The following is a 17,785-nucleotide window of genomic DNA, read 5'->3' on the forward strand; positions in this document are numbered from 1 at the left end:
CATGAAGGCGTTCACCGCTGCCGCCGTGCAGCTCAACCCCGCCCAGGGCCCGCTGGTGGCCGCGTCGATCACGGCAAATGCCGAGCATGCCGCCCAGGTGGTGCGCGAGTGCGTGGCCGCGACGCGCGCCGAGGTCGTCGTGCTGCCCGAATCGGTGACCACGGGGTTCACCCCCGGCATCCCGGTCGAGGAACTGTGGGACCTGGTCAGCGAGGTGCCCGGCCCCATCATCGAGCCCTACCAGCAGTTGGCCGCCGACCTGGGCATCCACCTGTGCGTCGGCACCTACCGCCGTGGCCCCGAGCGGGGCGTGGTCTACAACAGCGCGGTGCTGCTGGGCCGCGACGGTGCGGTGCTGGGCGTCTATGACAAGACCCACCCGTTCTGGTCGGAATCCTCGCAGCGCGGCGGCTGGGTCACCCCCGGCACCACCGTCAGCGTCGTCGAGACCGACCTGGGCACCTTCGGCATGATCATCTGCTTCGATGGTGACTACCCCGAACTGTCGCGCATCCAGGCAGTGCGCGGCGCCGAGGTGATCCTGCGGCCCTCGGCCCTGCTGCGCAGCGCCGACCTGTGGGAACTCACCTCGCGGGCCCGCGCCTACGACAACCACGTGTTCGTGGTCGGCGCGAATGCCACCGGAATCGACCCGGCCGGGGTCATCTATTTCGGCAACAGCCACATCGTCACCCCCACCGCCAACATCATCGCCCGGGCCGCCTCGCACGAGGGTTGGGTCGCGGCACGGCTCGACCCCGAGCAGGCACTCGGCAGCCTGACCCAGGGCAGCAACATCGGTCAGGGTTTCGACCACCTGCGCGACCGCAACCTCGACCTGATCCGGGGTCACCGGGCAGAGCTCGAGGGCGAGGCGAAGACGTCGTTCCCGCACGGGTCGGCGATCCCGAGCTGCTGACTTGCTTGCGAATCAAGCGTCGACCCCATCCCCCAGCACGACCCACCACGAAAGGACGAACCCATGCCCGAAGCCATTGAGGTCCGCAAGGTCCCGCTGCACTCCGTCTCGGACGCCTCCGAGCTCGGCAAACTCATCGACGACGGCGTCTTCGAGGCCGACCGCGTCATCGCCATCATCGGCAAGACCGAGGGCAATGGCGGTGTGAACGACTACACCCGCATCATCGCCGACCGCGCCTTCCGCGAGATGCTCACCTCGAAGGGCGCCGACCCTGCCAAGGTCAAGCAGGTGCCGATCGTGTGGTCCGGCGGCACCGACGGCGTGATCAGCCCCCACGCCACCATCTTCGCCACCGTCGCCCCCGACAAGGTCGAGCCGTCGGACGAGCCCCGCCTGAGCGTTGGTTTCGCCATGAGCGAGCCGATCGCCCCTGAAGAGATCGGCTACGTCGGCATGGTCGACAAGGTCGCCGATGCCGTCAAGGTCGCCATGGAACGCGCCGGCATCACCGACCCCGCCGACGTGCACTACGTGCAGACCAAGACCCCGTTGCTCACCATCCACACCATCCGCGATGCCAAGGCCCGCGGCAAGCAGGTCTGGACCGAGCACACGCATGAGTCGATGGACCTGTCCAACGGCTGCACGGCCCTGGGCATCGCCAAGGCCCTCGGCGAGGTCACCGACATCACCGACGCCGACGTCATGCACTCCCGTGACAAGTTCTCGTCCGTGGCCTCGTGCTCGTCCGGTGTCGAACTCGACCAGGCCCAGGTCGTCGTGGTCGGCAACGTGCGCGGCATCGGCGGACGCTTCAAGATCGGCCATTCCGTGATGAACGACGCGCTCGACGCCGACGGCATCTGGAACGCCATCAAGGACGCCGGCCTCGATCTGCCCGAACGTGCGCACTCCAGCGACCTGCAGGGGCGACTGGTCAACGTGTTCCTCAAGTGCGAGGCCAGCCAGGACGGCACTGTCCGCGGACGCCGCAACGCCATGCTCGACGACTCCGACGTGCACTGGCACCGCCAGATCAAGTCGTGTGTCGGCGGTGTCACCGCCTCGGTCACCGGCGACCCGGCCGTCTTCGTCTCGGTCTCGGCCGCCCACCAGGGCCCCGAGGGTGGCGGCCCCGTCGCCGCCATCATCGACCTGGGTGACCAGCCCACCGGTTACCAGTACAAGGGCTGACCGCTCCCACCTGACCCGCACCAACCACAGCGGTGGGGGGCCCCTTCCCGGTCTGCGGTTGGGTGTCCGCTTCGGTCTTGTACCAGAGGGAACCGTTCATAGTCGAACGGTTCGGCACCGCTGCAGTCGCTAGCATCGGGGAATGGCCCCCACCAGCTCCGCGCGCCCCAAGGACCTGCGATTGATGGTCGGGCTCGTCCTGTTCTTCGTCGTGACACTGCTCGGCCTGTGGATCACCTACCGGGTCAACTTCGCGATCGGCGTCATGACGCACGACGACACGATCATGCGCACGGGTCAGGTTCAGCAGGTGGCCGACTGCGGTCCGGGCTACATCGCGTCCCGTTCATGTGCCGCTGACGTCAGCTGGGACGACGGGAGCCGGACACGAGAACGGGTCTGGGCGGCGAGCGACGTCAAGGCCGGGGATGCCGTCACCGAACACCCGTGGCGCTTCGGTCGATTCCTCGGCCATGTCGTGGCGCCGACGTCACACCCGGCCGACGGCAGCATCGGAATCTTCGGTCTGGGTGCCGCACTGTCAGCCCTGGCCGGGCTGGCCTCTGCCTTCGCGCTGGGCCGCCTGTGGCGCCACCCGGATGCACTGAGCCGGTCGTCCATAAACTGACCTGATGACCCAGGACCCCACCTCGATCGACCCGGAGCTGTGGCTGCGCGACTACCAGCGCACCGCCGACGAACTCGCGGCTCGCGCACGTGAGGCCGAGCAGAACATGCGGGCCATCCACAGCGAGATCGAGACCAAGCACGTGGTGCTGTCGGTGAACGCCGCGGGCGTGCTCGAGTCGCTCCGCGTCCGTGACGCCGGCATGGCGCTGTCCGCAGCCCGGCTCAGCGAGGCGATCATGAATGCCCATGCCGAGGCCGTCACCCAGGCGACCGCACAGATGCGCACCATTGTCGCCGGTATTTCGCCGCTGGATGGGGAACAGCCGATCGTCGACTACATGCAACGCTCCGTGCCTGCGGACGTGCAACGGCGCATGGACCAGATCAATGAGGAGCGCCGCCGGTGACCGCGTGGGACCTCGAAGAATTCGACCGGCACATCACGAAGCTCAACGCGGTGTGCACCGACATGCGCACGGCCGCCGGCACCGGCGCATCGCTGGGCGTGGCTGACGGGCTCATGTACGGCATCCTGCCGAGCCCGCTGGTGGTGCCCATCCTGTCGACGCTCAACGGCCATGTCGACGACATGCTGGCCGCGCTGGCCGAGGCGAACGAGGTGACCCGCGACGCCATCAAGCAGACCCGTGCCGACTACCAGTTCGCCGAAGAGTCGGGGGTCAGTCAGTCAAAGAAGGTCGAGGACGACATCGTCGCCACCGCCGCCCAGATCGGGGAGCTGCTGTCATGAGCATCGCCGCATTCCAGGACGCTGCCGCCGAACTCGGCAACGGCAAGTTCGAGCTCGGCGACATCACGGCCCCGGCTGCCGCGGGGCTTGGTGTGCTGGGGGCCATCGCCGACCCGGCCGGCTGGCTGGTCGGGCTGGCGCTCGGGCCGCTGCTCGACTTCCTGATGGCCAACTGCGCGCTGCTGCGCGAACCCATGGACTTCCTGGTGGGTGACGTCGGCCAGATCATGGGTCACGCCCAGAAGTGGATGGACCTGTCGGCCTCCATTGTCTCGGTGGGCAACGCACATGCTGCCGCCGTGGCCGACCTGCCCTCATGGGACTCCCCAGCAGCCGGGCACTACCTCGAAATCCAGCGCGCCCTCAACGATGCCTTCGCGCAGTCGGCCGAGGCAGCTGCGCAGGTTTCGGCGAGCATCGAGATCGCCGGTCAGGTCTGCGCCGGGGTCCGCGAGTTCATCTGGGGCATGATCAAGGACCTGTTGTCGTCGGCCATCGGCAACGCGCTCGTGGCGCTCGCCAGCGCGCTGATCACGTGCGGCGGCTCGCTGGGGGCGTTCGTGGCGTGGTTCCAGGGCAAGATCGCCGTGGTCATGTCAAAGATCAGCAAGAAGATCGCCGAACTGTTCGAGTTCCTCGCCAAGATCACCAAGAAGTGGACGAAGCTGTCCGAAGCCCTTGGGAATGCCGCCCGCTATTTCCGGGCGGTGCAGCGCAGCAACATCGGGCGCAGCGGTGGGTTCAGCACCTCGGCGGCCCGACAGAGCGATGGGTCGCTGCGCGTGAGCAACCCCACCCCGGACCTGTCCCCGCTGCCCGAAGGTGTCCAGGGCCCGGCCTCGACAGCCGGTACTGCCGGTGGTGCGGCCAACACCGCCGACGATGCGGGCACGGTGGACCACCACGGGACGTCGGTGACCGACATCTGAGGTCGGGGGGCGGCCTGCGTCATGGCAGGCGCCGGGTGCCCCACGCCAGCAGGATCATCCCGGCACAGGCTCGTCCAGATCTGAGAAACGTGCGCCCAGCAGCCGCACCGGGTGCAATAACGCCGAATTCGGGCCGCTGGCAGCACCTTTGTCAGATCACACCCGCACGAGTGCCTACCACCAGCGCACGGCGCCACCGCTGTCGGCAAGCCCACGCCCCGAACCTGCACACGTGACACAGGCGCCACAAGTGCGCGAGATTGCCCAGATTCACCGCGCGGACGAGGCACTGGTGCCACTTGTGCATGGCACCGGACGAGCCAGAGCCGAGGCAGACGTGTCGGAGTGGCCCCGCGGCGCCGGGTGCCCCACACCAGCAGGGTCGTCCGGGGCCAGGGCTCGTCCAGATCTGAGAAACGTGCGCCCAGCAGCCGCACCGGGTGCAATAACGCCGAATTCGGGCCGCTGGCTACTTCTTTGTCAGATCACACCCGGACGAGTGCCTACCACCAGCGCACGGCGCCACCGCCGTCGGCCAGACCAGGCCCGAACCTGCACACGTGACACAGGCGCCACAAGTGCGCGAGATTGCCCAGATTCACCGCGCGGACGAGGCACTGGTGCCACTTGTGCACGTCCGAGGACGAGCCAGGGCCGAGGCAGACGTGTCAGAGCGGCCCCGCGGCGCCGGGTGCCCCACACCAGCAGGGTCGTCCGGGGCCAGGGCTCGTCCAGATCTGAAAACAAGCACCCAGCAGCACCACCCCACCTCTGGGCAACATCTCACCAAACTGCCCACCCATCCGCCGTCGCTTTGGCAGATGTTGCCGACGCATCCCCCTGCCGCGCCCAGTTGAATCGTCCCCAAGCCCCAGCCGAGACGAAGGACGCACATGACGCAGCAGGCAACCCGCCGCATTCGCATCGGCATCGACACCGGAGGCACCTTCACCGACGTGGTGGCCTTCGACGAGGATGCCGGCACCCTGACCACCACCAAGACCCCCTCGACGCCGTCGAACCCGGCCGACGGGTTCATCAACGGGGTGCAGAAGGTGCTCGACCTGCTCGGTGCGACCGGCGATGACATCACCGCGGTCTCGCACGGCACCACGGTGGCCACCAACCAGCTGCTTGAGGGCAAGGTCGAGACCCTCGGATTCATCACCACCGCCGGCTATGAGTTCGTGCTCGAGATCGCCCGCCAGGCGGTGCCCGACGGCTACGGCAACTCCTATTTCTGGGTCAAGCCCGACCGCATCGTGCCCGCAGACCTGGTCAAAACCGTCGAGGGCCGCATGGACTTCGAGGGCAACGAGGTGCGCCCCTTCGACGAGGAGGGGGCCCGCAGCACCGCCCGCTGGTTCCGCGACAAGGGCATCAACACCCTGGGCGTGAACCTGCTGCACGCCTATGCCAACCCCAGCCACGAGCTGCGCATGCGCGAGATCCTGCGCGAGGAGCACCCTGACGCCGTCGTCTCGCTCAGCAGCGAGGTGCTGCGCGAATACCGCGAGTACGAGCGCTCGATGACCACGCTGGTTGACGCCGCCGTCAAGCCCAAGGTGTCGCGCTATGTCACCAACATCCACGAACGGCTCGACCGGTTCACCGGTGCCAATGACGCCGGTCGCGAGCGCATCCCCTTCTACATCATGAAGTCCAACGGCGGCGTGCTGTCGGCCTCCGAGGTGGTCAACCAGCCCATCACCACTGTGCTGTCCGGCCCGGCCGCCGGGGCGCTCGGCGCGGGCCTGATCGCCCGTCGGGCCGGCTTCGACAAGGTGCTGACCTGCGATGGCGGCGGCACGTCCACTGACGTGACGGTCGTCATCGACGGCGAGCCGGCGCTGACCACCGAGGGTTCGGTCGGCGCATTCCCGTCGAAGATCCCCATGATCGACGTGGTCACCGTGGGTGCCGGTGGCGGCTCGATCGCCTGGACCACCCCCGAGGGCCAGCTCAAGGTCGGCCCCCAGTCGGCCGGTGCCGACCCCGGCCCCCTGTGCTACGCCAAGGGCGGCACCGAGCCGACGATCACCGACGCGCACGTCTTCCTGGGCCGCATCCCACCCCACTTGCTGGGTGGTGAGATCCCGCTCGACGAGGACGCCGCTGCCGCCGGCATCGCCGAGCTGGCGGGGCGCCTGGGGCTGACCCCCGAGAAGGCGGCCACCGGCATCCTCGAGATCTCGGCCTGGAACCAGGCCAACGCGCTGCGCCAGATCTCGGTGAAGCGTGGCCTGGACGTCCGCGACTTCATGCTGGCCACGTTCGGTGGTTCGGGCTCGCTGCTGGCGTGCAGCCTCGTCGACATCCTCGACCTGGCCGGCGTCGTCGTGCCGCTGAACCCCGGCAACGTCTCGGCGTTCGGCCTGCTGACCGTCGACGTCAAGAACGACTACGTGCAGACCCAGGTCGCCAAAGACCGCAATCTCGACCTCGCGGCTATCGCCAGGACGCTGGACGAGCTGCACCACCGCGCCGCCGACGCCCTGGCCCACGAGGGTTTCGCGGCCGACGAGCACATCTTCGCCCGCAGCGTCGACCTGCGCTACTTCGGCCAGGCCTTCGAGGTGCGGGTGCCGGCCCCGGCCGGCGAGATCACCCGTGAATGGGCCGATCAGGTCACCGACGCCTTCCACGACGCCCACCGTGCGCTGTACAACTACGACTTCCGCGGCGATGAGTCCCAGCAGGTCGAGTGGGTGAACCTGCGCGTCTCGGGCATCGGCCCGATCAAGCGCCCCGAAGTGATCACGGTGGCGTCCAACGAGGGCGCTGCGGACGTCGAGAGCCGTGCCCGCAAGAGCACCCGCGACGTCGTCTTCGACGCTGACGAGGGCCGCATCGCGACCGGCGTCTACTGGCGCCCCGACCTGCTGGCCGGTGACCGGATCAGCGGCCCGGCCATCATCGAGGAGTTCGGCTCCACCATCCCCGTCCACCCCGGCTTCCACGTCCGCGTCGACGAGCACGCCAACCTGATCATCACCAAGGAGGCCGCACGATGAGCGCCACCACCACCCGCACTGATTCCGGCTCGATGCTGGGGCTGACCCCGCTCACCGGCGAGGCCCTCGAGGCCTACATCGCCGCCGAGCCCATCAACCCCGCCGGCCTGCCCACCAGCTATGAGCACGGCAACCGGCTGCAGCCCGAGGGCACCCCGGTCGACCCCATCGTGGTCGAGATCGTCCAGGGCACCCTGGCCAGCGTCGAGATGGAGGTCGAGACCGCCATCGCCCGCACCTCGCGCTCGCCGATGATCCGCGACGCGCACGACTTCCGCGCCGGCATCCATGACCGCCAGCTGCGCAAGCTGACCGGGCGGTCGTACTCGGCGCTGGTGCACCCGATCGTGCGCGACTTCCCGCTCGAGACGATGCGTGAGGGTGACGTCTTCTTCCACAACGACGTCTACGAGTCCGAGGGCGGCATCGGGCACCTGCCCGACCTGTGCGTGACGGTGCCGGTGTTCCATGAGGGCGAGGTCGTCTGCTTCGTCCAAGCCTTTGGCCACCATGACGACATCGGTGGTGCGCGCCCCGGGTCAATGCCCTCGGGAGCGACCAGCGTGCACGAAGAGGGCCTGTCGGTGCCCCCCATCAAGCTGTGGGACGCGGGCGTGCCCAACAAGGCGGCGCTGCGCATCATGACCCGCAACTCGCGCATGCCCGACTCGCTGGCCGCCGACCTGGACGCCGAGTGCTCGGCCTGCCTGATGGGCGCACGACGACTGAGCGAGCTGTTCGGCCGCTATGGACGCACCACGGTCGAGACGGCATTCGACACGATCCTGGACAACACCACCGAGATCTACCGCCGCGAGATCCTCGCGAAGATCCCCGACGGCCAGTACGTGTGGGAGGACTACGCCGAGCACGACGGCGTCGCCGAGCCGATGCTGCACACCCAGCGGATCACGCTGACCAAGACCGCCACCGGGGGCCCCGGCAACGGGCCGCGGCTGATCATCGACTTCACCGGCACCGCCGCCCAGGCCGCCGGACCGATCAACCACTGCGGTGACTACGTCGGCGGCAACTTCCTCAAGAAGTGGCTGGCGCCGATCCTGCGCAACCTGGCCGACACCCCCGAGCGCATGGGCGAACTCGACGTCAACGAGGGCATCGTCCCCCTGATCGAAATGCGCTTTCCCGAGAAGGGCACCCTGCTCACCCCGATCTACCCGGGACCGACCAACGCACGCACGTTCGTGATCCTGCGCCTGCTGGGCGTGCTCGCGGGGGTGGTGGCCAAGGCCGTCGACGGGCGCATGCCGGCCGACCAGGAGACCATCCGCTACACCGGCGTCTACGGCAAGGACCGCGACGGCAACGACTACCTGATGCGTGAGGTGCTCGGCGGCGGTTCGGGCGGGCGCTACTACTCCGACGGCGAGGACACCATCCACGTCGTGCCCGACTCGCGCAACCTGCCCACCGAGTTCACCGAGAGCCGGTTCCCGTTCCTGGTCGAGCGGCTGGGACTGGCGGTCGACTCGGGTGGCGCCGGTCGCTACCGCGGCGGCCTGGGCTACGAGAAGCACATCCGCATGCTCAAGGACGCCCACTTCATGTCGATCGCCGACCGCTCGATCCTGGCCTGCTGGGGCGTCAAGGGCGGCAAGGCCGGCAAGCCGTTCCAGGTGACCATCGACCCGGGCGGCCCGAACGAGCGCGAGCTCGAGGCGTTGGTCGACACCGAACCGGTCATGGCGGGCGAGGTCATCCGCATCCGCACCACCGGCGGTGGCGGTTGGGGCGACCCGCTGGACCGCCCGACCGACGAGGTACGCCGCGACCTGTCGTGGGGCAAGGTCTCGTTCGAGGGGGCCCGCGCCGACTACGGTGTCGTCGCCTCGGGTGACAAGGACAACCCGGTGATCGACGAGGCCGCGACCGAGGCGCTGCGCGCCGAACTGCGCGCCGCCCGCACCGGCGAGGAGCCCTTCTTCGACCGTGGCCCGGGCTTCGCCGAGCTCGACCCCGAGGGCCGCGGCGCCCCGGTCGTCGACTGGCTGTGAGCTGAGCGACCGAGGGGCTGGCAGGGCATGAGCAACGACCGATCCGCACCCGTGCTGGTGCTGGGGGTGACCGGCAAGACCGGCGCCGCGGTGGCGCGAGCCCTGCTGGCCCGCGGGCTGGCTGTGCGCGGGGTCTCGCGGGGCCCCGATGACGGTGGACGAGCAGGTGCGCGCCCCAAGCAGGACCAGCCGGGCACGGGTGCGCCGGCCGGGGTGCAGGTGGCGATCGCCGACCCGGTCACGGGGGTCGGCATGGCCGAGGCCGTGCGGGGATGCCGCGCGGTCCACCACCTGGCGCCCAACCTGTCCGCCGACGAGGTGCCCATGCTCGAGCACACCATCGCCGCCTGTCGGGCCGGGGGTGTGCGGCGGGTGGTGTTCCATTCGGTGATGCACCCGTGGGCCCCGTCCATGGCCCACCACGTGCGCAAGGCCGAGGCCGAAGACGTGCTGCGCCGCAGCGGGCTGGCCTGGACGGTGCTGCAACCGGCGGCCTACCACCAGAACCTGCTGGGTGGGGTGCGCGAGGGTGTGCTGTCGGCGCCCTATTCGACCGGGCGGCCGTTCACCAATGTCGACCTGCGCGACGTGGCCGAGGCGGCGGCGATTGTGCTGGGTGACGAGGCCCATGAGTACGGCACGTATGAGCTGGCCGGGCCAGAGCGGCTCGACCTGGTGGCCATGGCCGAGCAGGCGTCACGCGTGCTCGGTCGTCCGGTCATTGCCCAACGGGGCACGGCACCGACGCTGGCAGACGCCCGCGAAACCGCCGAACTGGCGGCCATGTTCGACCACTACGACCACCACGGTTTCACCGGCTCACCGTTCGTGCTGCGCGCGCTGCTCGGACGCCGGCCGAGGTCGTGGGCGCAGTTCCTGTTCGACACCGCTGCTGAAGGGAAATGACCATGAGAGTTCTGCTGGCCCTTGGGGGCAACGCCATGACGGCACCGGACGGTTCGGCGAGCCCGCACGACCAGCGCCGGGCGATCGAGCAGGCGATGGAATCCGTCGCCGACCTGATCGGGGCCGGCCACGAGGTGGTGATCACCCACGGCAACGGCCCGCAGGTGGGCAACCTGCTGGTCAAGAACGAGCTGGCCGCGCATGTGGTGCCCCCGGTGCCGCTCGACTGGTGCGGCGCGCAGACCCAGGGCACCATCGGGTTCACGATCATGAATGCGCTCGAGGGCTCGTTGGCGCGCCGCGGCATTGATCGTCCGGTGGCAGCGCTGGTGACCCGCACACGAGTCGATGCCGCCGACGCGGCATTCGCGAACCCGACCAAGCCGGTCGGGCGCTACCTGCCCCGCGACGAGGCCCAGAAGATGATCGCGTTCGGCCAGGACTGGGAAGACCGGGGTGACAAGGGCTGGCGCCGCGTGGTGGCCTCGCCCGACCCGCAAGAGGTGTTGGACGCGCGTGCGCTGCAGTCACTGCTGGGCGCCGGGTTCGTGGTGGTGGCTGCGGGTGGTGGCGGCATCCCGGTGGCACGCAAGGCCGATGGTGAGCTGCAGGGCGTCGAGGCCGTGATCGACAAGGACCTGACGGCGGCGCTGCTGGCCGGGCAGGTCGATGCCGATGTGCTGGTGATCGCCACGGACGTCGCCCACGCGGTGATCGGCTGGGGCACCCCCGAGGCGCGTGAGGTGGGGGTGGTGACGCTGGCCGAGATGGAACAGATCGCCGCCGAGGGACACTTCGCCAGCGGCTCGATGGGCCCCAAGGTCGAGGCGGCGCTGCGGTTCGTGCGGGCAGGTGGGCCGAAGTCGGTGATCACGGCCCTCGACAACATCACGGCGGCGGTGACCCAGGATTCGGGCACGGTGGTGGTGCCGGGCTGAGGCGTGTGCCGAAGCAAACCTGCGGACGTGGCATGGGTGCCGCGTGTGCAGCCCGATCGGCCTGAACTAGCTGCATTCGTGACGCTGGTGCCACGTTCGCAGGACTCGAACCGAATGCACATTGGTATCATCGCGATACCATGGACCCATGGCCATGACTTTGCGACTGACACCCGAGGACGAGCGCATCCTCGCCGAGCTGGCGGCCGCCGAAGGCGTCAGTCGCCAGGAAGCCACTGTCAGGGCGATCCGCGAAGCCGCCGCCCGGTTGGCGCATGCGCGTGATGTCAGCGACGCCTCGGCACGCGCGCGTGTGCGGTATGCAGCGCTGCTCGAGCGACTCGGCAAGTAGCCGCGGGTGACCCGCTACCTGGGCCTCGATGACCTGCTGGAGCTGGCGACAGAATTGGGGGTCGGCCCCGTGCGAGATCTTGGCCTGATTGATTCCGCAGCCCACCGCCCCAGAACCCATCTGTGGGGCGAGGACGCCTACCCCACCCTTGATGAGAAGGCCGCGGCCTTGCTTGAATCCCTGGTTCTGAACCGCGGGCTCGTCGACGGCAACAAGCGACTGGGCTGGTTGGCCACCGTCGTGTTCTATGACATCAACGGGCATGACCTGGACGCCCCCGATGATGCCGCCTATGACTTGGTCATCGCCGTGGCCAGCGGCAAGTCCAGCCTGCCTGAGGTAGCGCACGCCCTGTCGCTGTGGCAATGAGGACGAGGCATCTTCTGAGCCGTCCGCCGAAGCCAAACCTGCGGACGTGACATGGGTGCCGCATGTGCATCCCAATCGGCCTGAATCGGGCGCGGTCGTGGCACGCGTGCCAGTTGTGCATGGTCGCTGGTGTGGACCATGCCCGATCCTGCACCACCAGCCGCGGGCCGCAAGTCGTCCACAGTGTCGGCGACTGGCAATTCAGATCACCACCCCCACCCGCGCCCGGCCCACTACGCTCACTCTCGTGAAGACCGTCTGTGTCGTGTACAACCCGACCAAGATTGATGACCTCGACCAGCGCCAGGGCACTGCCGATGCGCTCTGCGCCGAGCACGGCTACGAGTCCCCCACCTGGATCGAGACCTCTGCCGATGACCCGGGCATCGCCATGGGCCGCCAGGCCCTCGAGGCAGGCGCTGATCTGGTCTGCGCCATGGGCGGCGACGGCACGGTGCGCCATGTCGCGGCGGCGCTGAGGGGCTCGGGGGTGCCGATGGGGCTGATCCCCGAGGGCACCGGCAACCTGCTGGCGCGCAACCTCGAGATCCCGCTCGATGACTTCGCCACTGCGTTCGAGCTCGCCCTGTCCGGACGCGACCGCGCCATCGACGTCGGGCTCGTGCAGTTCGACGACCAGCCCGAAGAGGTGCTGCTGGTCATCGCCGGGGTGGGCCTTGACGCCGACACCATGGCCAACACCAACGAGAAGCTCAAGAAGGCCGTCGGCTGGGTCGCCTATGTCGAGTCGGGCGCGAAGGCGCTGCTCAACAAGGGTTTCGGCGTGCGGGTCACCAATGACCTGCCCGGTCCCGACGGACGAAGCCATCGCGCGCGCTCGTACATGGTGTGCAACTGCGGCACACTCACCGGCGGGGTGGTGCTGGTGCCCGAGGCCGAGCCGGACGATGGCCAGCTGGACGTGCTCGTGCTCTCACCCCGCGGCCTGTTCGGGTGGGCCGGCGTCTTCATCGATGTGCTCACCGGCCACCGCCGCGGCCACAAGATGCTGCGCCACTGGACGACCCACCAGGCCGAAGCGACCTTCAGCAACCCCGTCGAGGGCCAGATCGACGGCGACGCGGTGGGCAAGGTGCGGCGCATGCGCACCGACCTGGACGAGGGCGCGCTGGTGGTGCGGGTGGCGCAGGACTGACCCTGGACTGACCCTGGACTGAGTGGGCGGGCGCCCACCCACAATTGCCCGCGAAGACCGCAGTTGCCCTAGCGCCGGCGCTAGGGCAACTGCGATCTTCACGGGCAATCCTCAGGACCCACCCGGCCCGATGTGGAACGTCGCCGCGAACCGGTCGAGCATCCCCGCATCGCCCGACACCACCCGCCACACATCCTGGGCGACGGCCTCGTCCGGCGTCAGCTCACCCGAGACGACCCGCCGGATGCCCGGTCCTGCGGCGATCACGACATCGGCAGCACCTGGGACCGGGACCCCGACCCGACGGGCGGGGTCGACCGGTCGTCCGGCGGGGGCGACCTGCACCACCTGCAGAGCCGCCCCATCGACGACCGCCCGCAGCACCACGTCGGCGACGTGCAGTTCGTAATGAGCCGGCTCCAGCCCCGCGGCCACTTCAGGCCGGAAGGCCGTGTGCAGCGCCACCGTCAACGAGTCCGCGGTCACGGCGTCGTCGGGGCCGGGGTCGCCCATCTGCTGGAACCCCCACCGCCCCAGCGCCAGCACGATGGGCTCGAGCTGGCGGCCATAGTCGGTGAGTTCATAGACCAGACCGCAGTTCTTGAGCGGCACCCGGCGGACGACGCCTGATTCCTGCAGCTCTTTCAGACGCGTCGACAAGATGTTGGTGGGCACCTTCGCCAACCCCTGCTTGAGGTCGGTGTAGCGGCGGGGGCCGACGAGCAGGTCGCGGATGATGAGCAACGCCCACCGCTCCCCCACCTGCTCGACGGCTGTGGTGACCCCGCAGTACTGCCCATAGCTGCGGGCCGCCATTCAGGCCTGCGCCCCAGCCGTGGCCGGCTCGGCCGAGGCCAACTCGTCCTGCGGCACCAGGTAGAGGAAGTCAATGCCGTTGCCGTCGGGGTCTTCGAGCGCCCGGGAGTACATGAAGCCGTAGTCGGTCGGCTCGCCGAGCTGGCGGCCACCGGCGGCAATGCCGGCCTCGACGATGGCGTCGACGGCCTCGCGCGAGTCGCGGCTCACCGAGAGCAGCGCCATGGCGTGGGTCTTGGGGTCACAGACCTGCTTGTCGGTGAAGGTGGCGAAGAACTCCCTTGTCAGCACCATGAAATAGATGTTGTCGCCCCACACGACGCAGGAGCCGTTGTCGTCGGTGAAGTCGGGGTTGAGGGTGGCACCCAGGGACGTGTAGAACGCCTTGGCCCGATCCAGGTCACTGGTCGGGATGTTCACGAAGATGTGCGTCATTGCCGTGCTCCTTGTCGCATGGGGGTCGGACGAGGGGTCCGACCTGCCTTTAGCTTGCAAAAAACAAGCATGCTTGTCAATAGCAAGCCGTCAAGTGCTCAACATTGATCGATCCGGCACCTCAGACGGTGCTGGATCGACCAGAGATGCCGTGGTTTTCAGGCCTGCAGCTCGTCGCGCGTCGGCGCATAGGCACCGCGTCGGGTGACCGTCAGCGCCGAGGCGGCCACGGCCCGGTCGAGTGCTGCGTCGATGCCGGCGCCCGCACCACCAGCCGCCGCCAACTGCCCTCGTCCGGCCCCCAACAACCCCGCATCGAGCAGCCCCGAGACCAGCCCCGCCATGAACGAATCACCAGCGCCGACCGTGTCGCCCACGCTCACCCGCCGTGGCGCCACCGCGACCACGTCATCACCCCGGACGAACGCCGCGCCCTCACCGCCGCGCGTCATCACCACCAGCCCCGCACCCAACCCGGCCCAGCGCTGCAACACCTCACCGGCGTCCTGCCCCGGGTAGAGCCAGGCGATGTCCTCGTCCGAGGCCTTCACCAGGTCAGCCAGCGCAATGATCTGCTCGACCCGATCCCGAACCAGCTCCGGACGACCCATTAGCGCTGGCCGCATGTTCGGGTCGTAGCTGATCGTCGCACCCGCCGCCACCGCCTGCCCCAACGCGTCAAAGACCTTGTCAGCCCCCGGAGCCAGCACCGCCGCGATGCTGCCCGTGTGCACATGCACCACGCCCGCCAGGTCAACCGGCGGCAGGTCCCATTCGATGTCGAACCCATAGGTCGCCTGGCCGTGGGCGTCCAGCGTCGCGGCAGCCGTCGCGGTGCGCGCCGCGGACTCAGACCCCGCAGCCATCGCCACCACATGGTCGGCCAGCCATTCCCGAATGAGGTCGCCATGGTCGTCCTCGGCCACCCAGCACGCCAACGTCGTCGGGTGCCCCAGCCGCGACAACCCGCCCGCCACATTCAGCGGACTGCCGCCGACATGCTCGGCCACCGACCCGTCAGGCGAATGGACGACATCAATCAGGGCCTCACCCAGACACAGCACCGTGTTCATGACTGCGAGCCTAGCGAGCCCACTGCCCCAGCCGCAGCCGGCTTCTCAACCACCCAGCCGCATCCAGGCGTTGGTGCGCACCCGCCGCCCCAGCACCACCGCCCGACCCAGCATGAACACGCCATAGAGCACCCACAGCTGCCACAATGTGGGCCCCATGGCGTCCAGCGCGAACACCAGCGGCACGTGCACCAGCGCCACCAGCGCCCCGCCGATCGCGAGGTAGCGGGCATCGCCCGCGCCGATCAGCACCCCGTCGAGCACGAACACCACCCCGGCCAGCGGCTGCATCAGCCCCACCACCAGCAGCGCCGCCCCCAGGGGCGCGTGGACGGCCGGGTCGCTGGTGAACAGCGGCATGATGAGCGGCCGGGCGGCGATGATGACCGCGCCGAGCACGGCACCGCCGAGCACTCCCCAGCGAAGGACGGTGCGCATCACCGCCAGGGCGGCGCGCACATCGCCCGCGCCCAGGTGGCGTCCGATGATGGCCTGGCACGCGATCGCCAGCGCGTCGAGGGCGAAGGCCAGGAACGTCCACAGCGAATAGGTGACCTGGTGCGCAGCCAGCCCGGCAATGCCCAGGTGCGTGGCCACCACGGTGGTGGCGGTGATCGAGGCCTGCAACGAGGCGGTGCGCAGCAGCAGCCAGACTCCTCCGCGGGCGGCCGACAGCACACCCTGAGGGCGCACGCGCAGGCTCGCATGTTCGCGCCGCGCACCGCGCAGCACCACGCCCGCGAGCACGGCTGCGGCAATGATCTGGCTGGTCAGCGTGCCAATGGCAGCGCCGAACAGCCCCAGCCGGGCGCCATAGACAAGGGCGAAGTTCAACCCGATGTTCAACAGGTTCACCCCTATGGCGACGTACAGCGGCGTGCGGGTGTCCTGCAGCCCGCGCAGCACACCGGTCGAGGCGAGCATCACCAGCAGCGCGGGCAGCCCCAACGACACCACCCGCAGGTAGGTCAACGCCTGCCCGGCCACTTCGGGTGCCGGGTCGTACCAGCCGATGATCACCGGCGCCGCGAACTGCATCGCCACGGCGAGCACCAGGCCCAGCGCTGCCGCCAGCACCATGCCATCGAACCCCTGCGCCAATGCCTCGCCACGTCGTCCGGCACCCAGGTTGCGCGAGACCTGCGCGGTCGTGCCATAGGCCAGGAAGATGCACAGCCCGACCGTGACCCCCAGGATGTTGCCGGCCAGCCCCAACCCGGCAAGGCTGTCGGTGGCCAGGTGGCCGATGATCGCGGAATCGGCGATGACCAGCAACGGTTCGCTGACCAGCGTCGCGAACGCCGGGATCGCCAGGGCCAGGATCTCGCGGTGGACCGAGGGGGCGCGCGTCACCGGGTGCTGGGCTGGCTGCTGGGTCACCGGCCCACCCTAGCCGGGTAGGTCCGGGGCGGGCAGTTTGGCCAGTTCGAGCATCTCCTGCGCCGAGGCCGCCACGATGCTGCGCGCCGACGCGATGGCCGCCACCGTGTCGCCGGCGACCACTGCCAGGCCGAGTTGCTCATGCCAGCGCAGCGCCCACTGGGCCACCTCGGAGGGCATCAGGCCCTGGCGGTAGCGGCTCTCGAGCAGCCCTTCGACCACGCGGTGCATCTGCCCGAACATCCGGTTGTGGCCGCTGGTCATGACCAGGGTGTGAAACTGCTTGTCAGCCTCGTGGAAACCGGGAATGTCCCCCGAACGGCCCGCCGTCAACAGCACCTCGAGGCAGGCACCGATCGCGGCCCGCTCGGGCTCGGTCGCGCGCAGGGCCGCGAGTTCGGCGGCCGCCGGTTCGATGGACGAGCGCAGCTCGGCCAGCTCGAGCACCTGGGCCGCCCTGCCGGGTGAGTTCAGGCGCCAGCGAATGATGTCGACGCTGAACAGTTCCCAGTTCTCGGGTGGCTGCACCACCGTGCCCACGCGGCGTCGGGAGACGACCAGTCCGAGCGAACTCAGGGCCCCACAGGCTTCGCGCACCACCGGCCGCGACACGCCGAAGCGCGTCGCCAGCTCGTCCATGTTCAACACGGTGCCGGGCAGCAGCAGACCGGCGCAAATGCGTTGGCCAATCACTTCGTAGACCTCGCTTCGCCGCTGCGAACCTGGCTCTGGCGAGGGAAAATACCGACGCAGCGAGGGGTGGGCGAGGTCGTGGATGGGCTCGTCGTCCAATCGCACGACGGCTGGCACCGACGGACCGTCAACCGTCACCATGTCTCGATTCGGCATCATTGCCCGGCCACCCCCTTGCATAAGTATGACTTATTCCTCCATCCTAGTGACAG

The 17,785-nt window shown here is 69.0% G+C and carries 18 protein-coding genes; 13 read left to right on the plus strand and 5 right to left on the minus strand.

Features of this window, described 5'->3' with window-relative positions; translation table 11 throughout:
• The first annotated feature begins 1 nt into the window (after position 1).
• The 13 genes from ACQCX5_RS09035 (at position 2) to ACQCX5_RS09095 (ending at position 13,176) form a co-directional block, all read left to right on the plus strand.
• Complete coding sequence (locus ACQCX5_RS09035; RefSeq protein ID WP_434541696.1) at positions 2 to 919, plus strand: carbon-nitrogen hydrolase family protein; 918 nt, start codon at positions 2 to 4, stop codon at positions 917 to 919.
• 63 nt (positions 920 to 982) lie between these two features.
• Positions 983 to 2,116, plus strand: coding sequence for a ring-opening amidohydrolase (locus tag ACQCX5_RS09040; protein WP_434541697.1), 1,134 nt, complete (start codon positions 983 to 985; stop codon positions 2,114 to 2,116).
• Positions 2,117 to 2,258: 142 nt separating this feature from the next.
• On the plus strand, positions 2,259 to 2,744 hold the full coding sequence (locus ACQCX5_RS09045) for a hypothetical protein (RefSeq protein ID WP_434541698.1): 486 nt from the start codon (positions 2,259 to 2,261) through the stop codon (positions 2,742 to 2,744).
• 4 nt (positions 2,745 to 2,748) lie between these two features.
• Positions 2,749 to 3,153: a hypothetical protein gene (locus tag ACQCX5_RS09050; RefSeq protein ID WP_434541699.1), complete on the plus strand. Its 405-nt coding sequence runs from the start codon at positions 2,749 to 2,751 to the stop codon at positions 3,151 to 3,153.
• The gene (locus ACQCX5_RS09055; protein ID WP_434541700.1) at positions 3,150 to 3,497 is read left to right on the plus strand and encodes a hypothetical protein; all 348 of its coding nucleotides are present in this window, start codon (positions 3,150 to 3,152) and stop codon (positions 3,495 to 3,497) included. The genes ACQCX5_RS09050 and ACQCX5_RS09055 overlap by 4 nt, the downstream gene beginning before the upstream one ends.
• Positions 3,494 to 4,426: a hypothetical protein gene (locus ACQCX5_RS09060; protein ID WP_434541701.1), complete on the plus strand. Its 933-nt coding sequence runs from the start codon at positions 3,494 to 3,496 to the stop codon at positions 4,424 to 4,426. The genes ACQCX5_RS09055 and ACQCX5_RS09060 overlap by 4 nt, the downstream gene beginning before the upstream one ends.
• Positions 4,427 to 5,319: 893 nt before the next feature.
• Positions 5,320 to 7,440 carry a hydantoinase/oxoprolinase family protein gene (locus tag ACQCX5_RS09065; RefSeq protein ID WP_434541702.1) on the plus strand — a complete coding sequence of 707 codons (2,121 nt, stop codon included), beginning with the start codon at positions 5,320 to 5,322 and terminating at the stop codon, positions 7,438 to 7,440.
• Positions 7,437 to 9,455 carry a hydantoinase B/oxoprolinase family protein gene (locus ACQCX5_RS09070; RefSeq protein ID WP_434541703.1) on the plus strand — a complete coding sequence of 673 codons (2,019 nt, stop codon included), beginning with the start codon at positions 7,437 to 7,439 and terminating at the stop codon, positions 9,453 to 9,455. The genes ACQCX5_RS09065 and ACQCX5_RS09070 overlap by 4 nt, the downstream gene beginning before the upstream one ends.
• Positions 9,456 to 9,482: 27 nt before the next feature.
• Positions 9,483 to 10,361: an SDR family oxidoreductase gene (locus ACQCX5_RS09075; protein ID WP_434541704.1), complete on the plus strand. Its 879-nt coding sequence runs from the start codon at positions 9,483 to 9,485 to the stop codon at positions 10,359 to 10,361.
• Between the two features lie 2 nt (positions 10,362 to 10,363).
• Positions 10,364 to 11,299: a carbamate kinase gene (locus ACQCX5_RS09080; RefSeq protein ID WP_434541705.1), complete on the plus strand. Its 936-nt coding sequence runs from the start codon at positions 10,364 to 10,366 to the stop codon at positions 11,297 to 11,299.
• Positions 11,300 to 11,447: 148 nt separating this feature from the next.
• Positions 11,448 to 11,651, plus strand: a complete 204-nt coding sequence (locus ACQCX5_RS09085; RefSeq protein ID WP_434541706.1) for a CopG family transcriptional regulator — start codon at positions 11,448 to 11,450, stop codon at positions 11,649 to 11,651.
• A gap of 6 nt (positions 11,652 to 11,657) precedes the next feature.
• A complete protein-coding gene (locus ACQCX5_RS09090) occupies positions 11,658 to 12,020 on the plus strand; it encodes a type II toxin-antitoxin system death-on-curing family toxin (RefSeq protein ID WP_434541707.1) in 363 nt (120 codons plus the stop codon).
• Between the two features lie 247 nt (positions 12,021 to 12,267).
• Entirely contained in the window at positions 12,268 to 13,176 is a 909-nt protein-coding gene (locus ACQCX5_RS09095; RefSeq protein ID WP_434541708.1) for a diacylglycerol/lipid kinase family protein, read from the plus strand.
• A 111-nt stretch (positions 13,177 to 13,287) separates the two neighbouring features.
• On the opposite strand, the gene ACQCX5_RS09100 is transcribed toward ACQCX5_RS09095, so the two are convergent.
• From ACQCX5_RS09100 to ACQCX5_RS09120, 5 genes are all read right to left on the minus strand, one after another.
• Positions 13,288 to 13,992 (minus strand): winged helix-turn-helix transcriptional regulator, encoded by a 705-nt coding sequence (locus tag ACQCX5_RS09100; RefSeq protein ID WP_434541709.1) that lies wholly within the window; start codon positions 13,990 to 13,992, stop codon positions 13,288 to 13,290.
• Entirely contained in the window at positions 13,993 to 14,427 is a 435-nt protein-coding gene (locus ACQCX5_RS09105; protein ID WP_434541710.1) for a VOC family protein, read from the minus strand.
• A 158-nt stretch (positions 14,428 to 14,585) separates the two neighbouring features.
• A complete protein-coding gene (locus ACQCX5_RS09110) occupies positions 14,586 to 15,500 on the minus strand; it encodes a carbohydrate kinase family protein (protein ID WP_434541711.1) in 915 nt (304 codons plus the stop codon).
• Positions 15,501 to 15,545: 45 nt separating this feature from the next.
• The gene (locus ACQCX5_RS09115) at positions 15,546 to 16,880 is read right to left on the minus strand and encodes an MATE family efflux transporter (protein ID WP_434541712.1); all 1,335 of its coding nucleotides are present in this window, start codon (positions 16,878 to 16,880) and stop codon (positions 15,546 to 15,548) included.
• Between the two features lie 9 nt (positions 16,881 to 16,889).
• The gene (locus tag ACQCX5_RS09120; protein WP_434541713.1) at positions 16,890 to 17,732 is read right to left on the minus strand and encodes a FadR/GntR family transcriptional regulator; all 843 of its coding nucleotides are present in this window, start codon (positions 17,730 to 17,732) and stop codon (positions 16,890 to 16,892) included.
• Between the last annotated feature and the right edge of the window lie 53 nt (positions 17,733 to 17,785).

It is taken from the genome of Aestuariimicrobium sp. G57 (assembly GCF_050110855.1).
Lineage (GTDB): Bacteria > Actinomycetota > Actinomycetes > Propionibacteriales > Propionibacteriaceae > Aestuariimicrobium.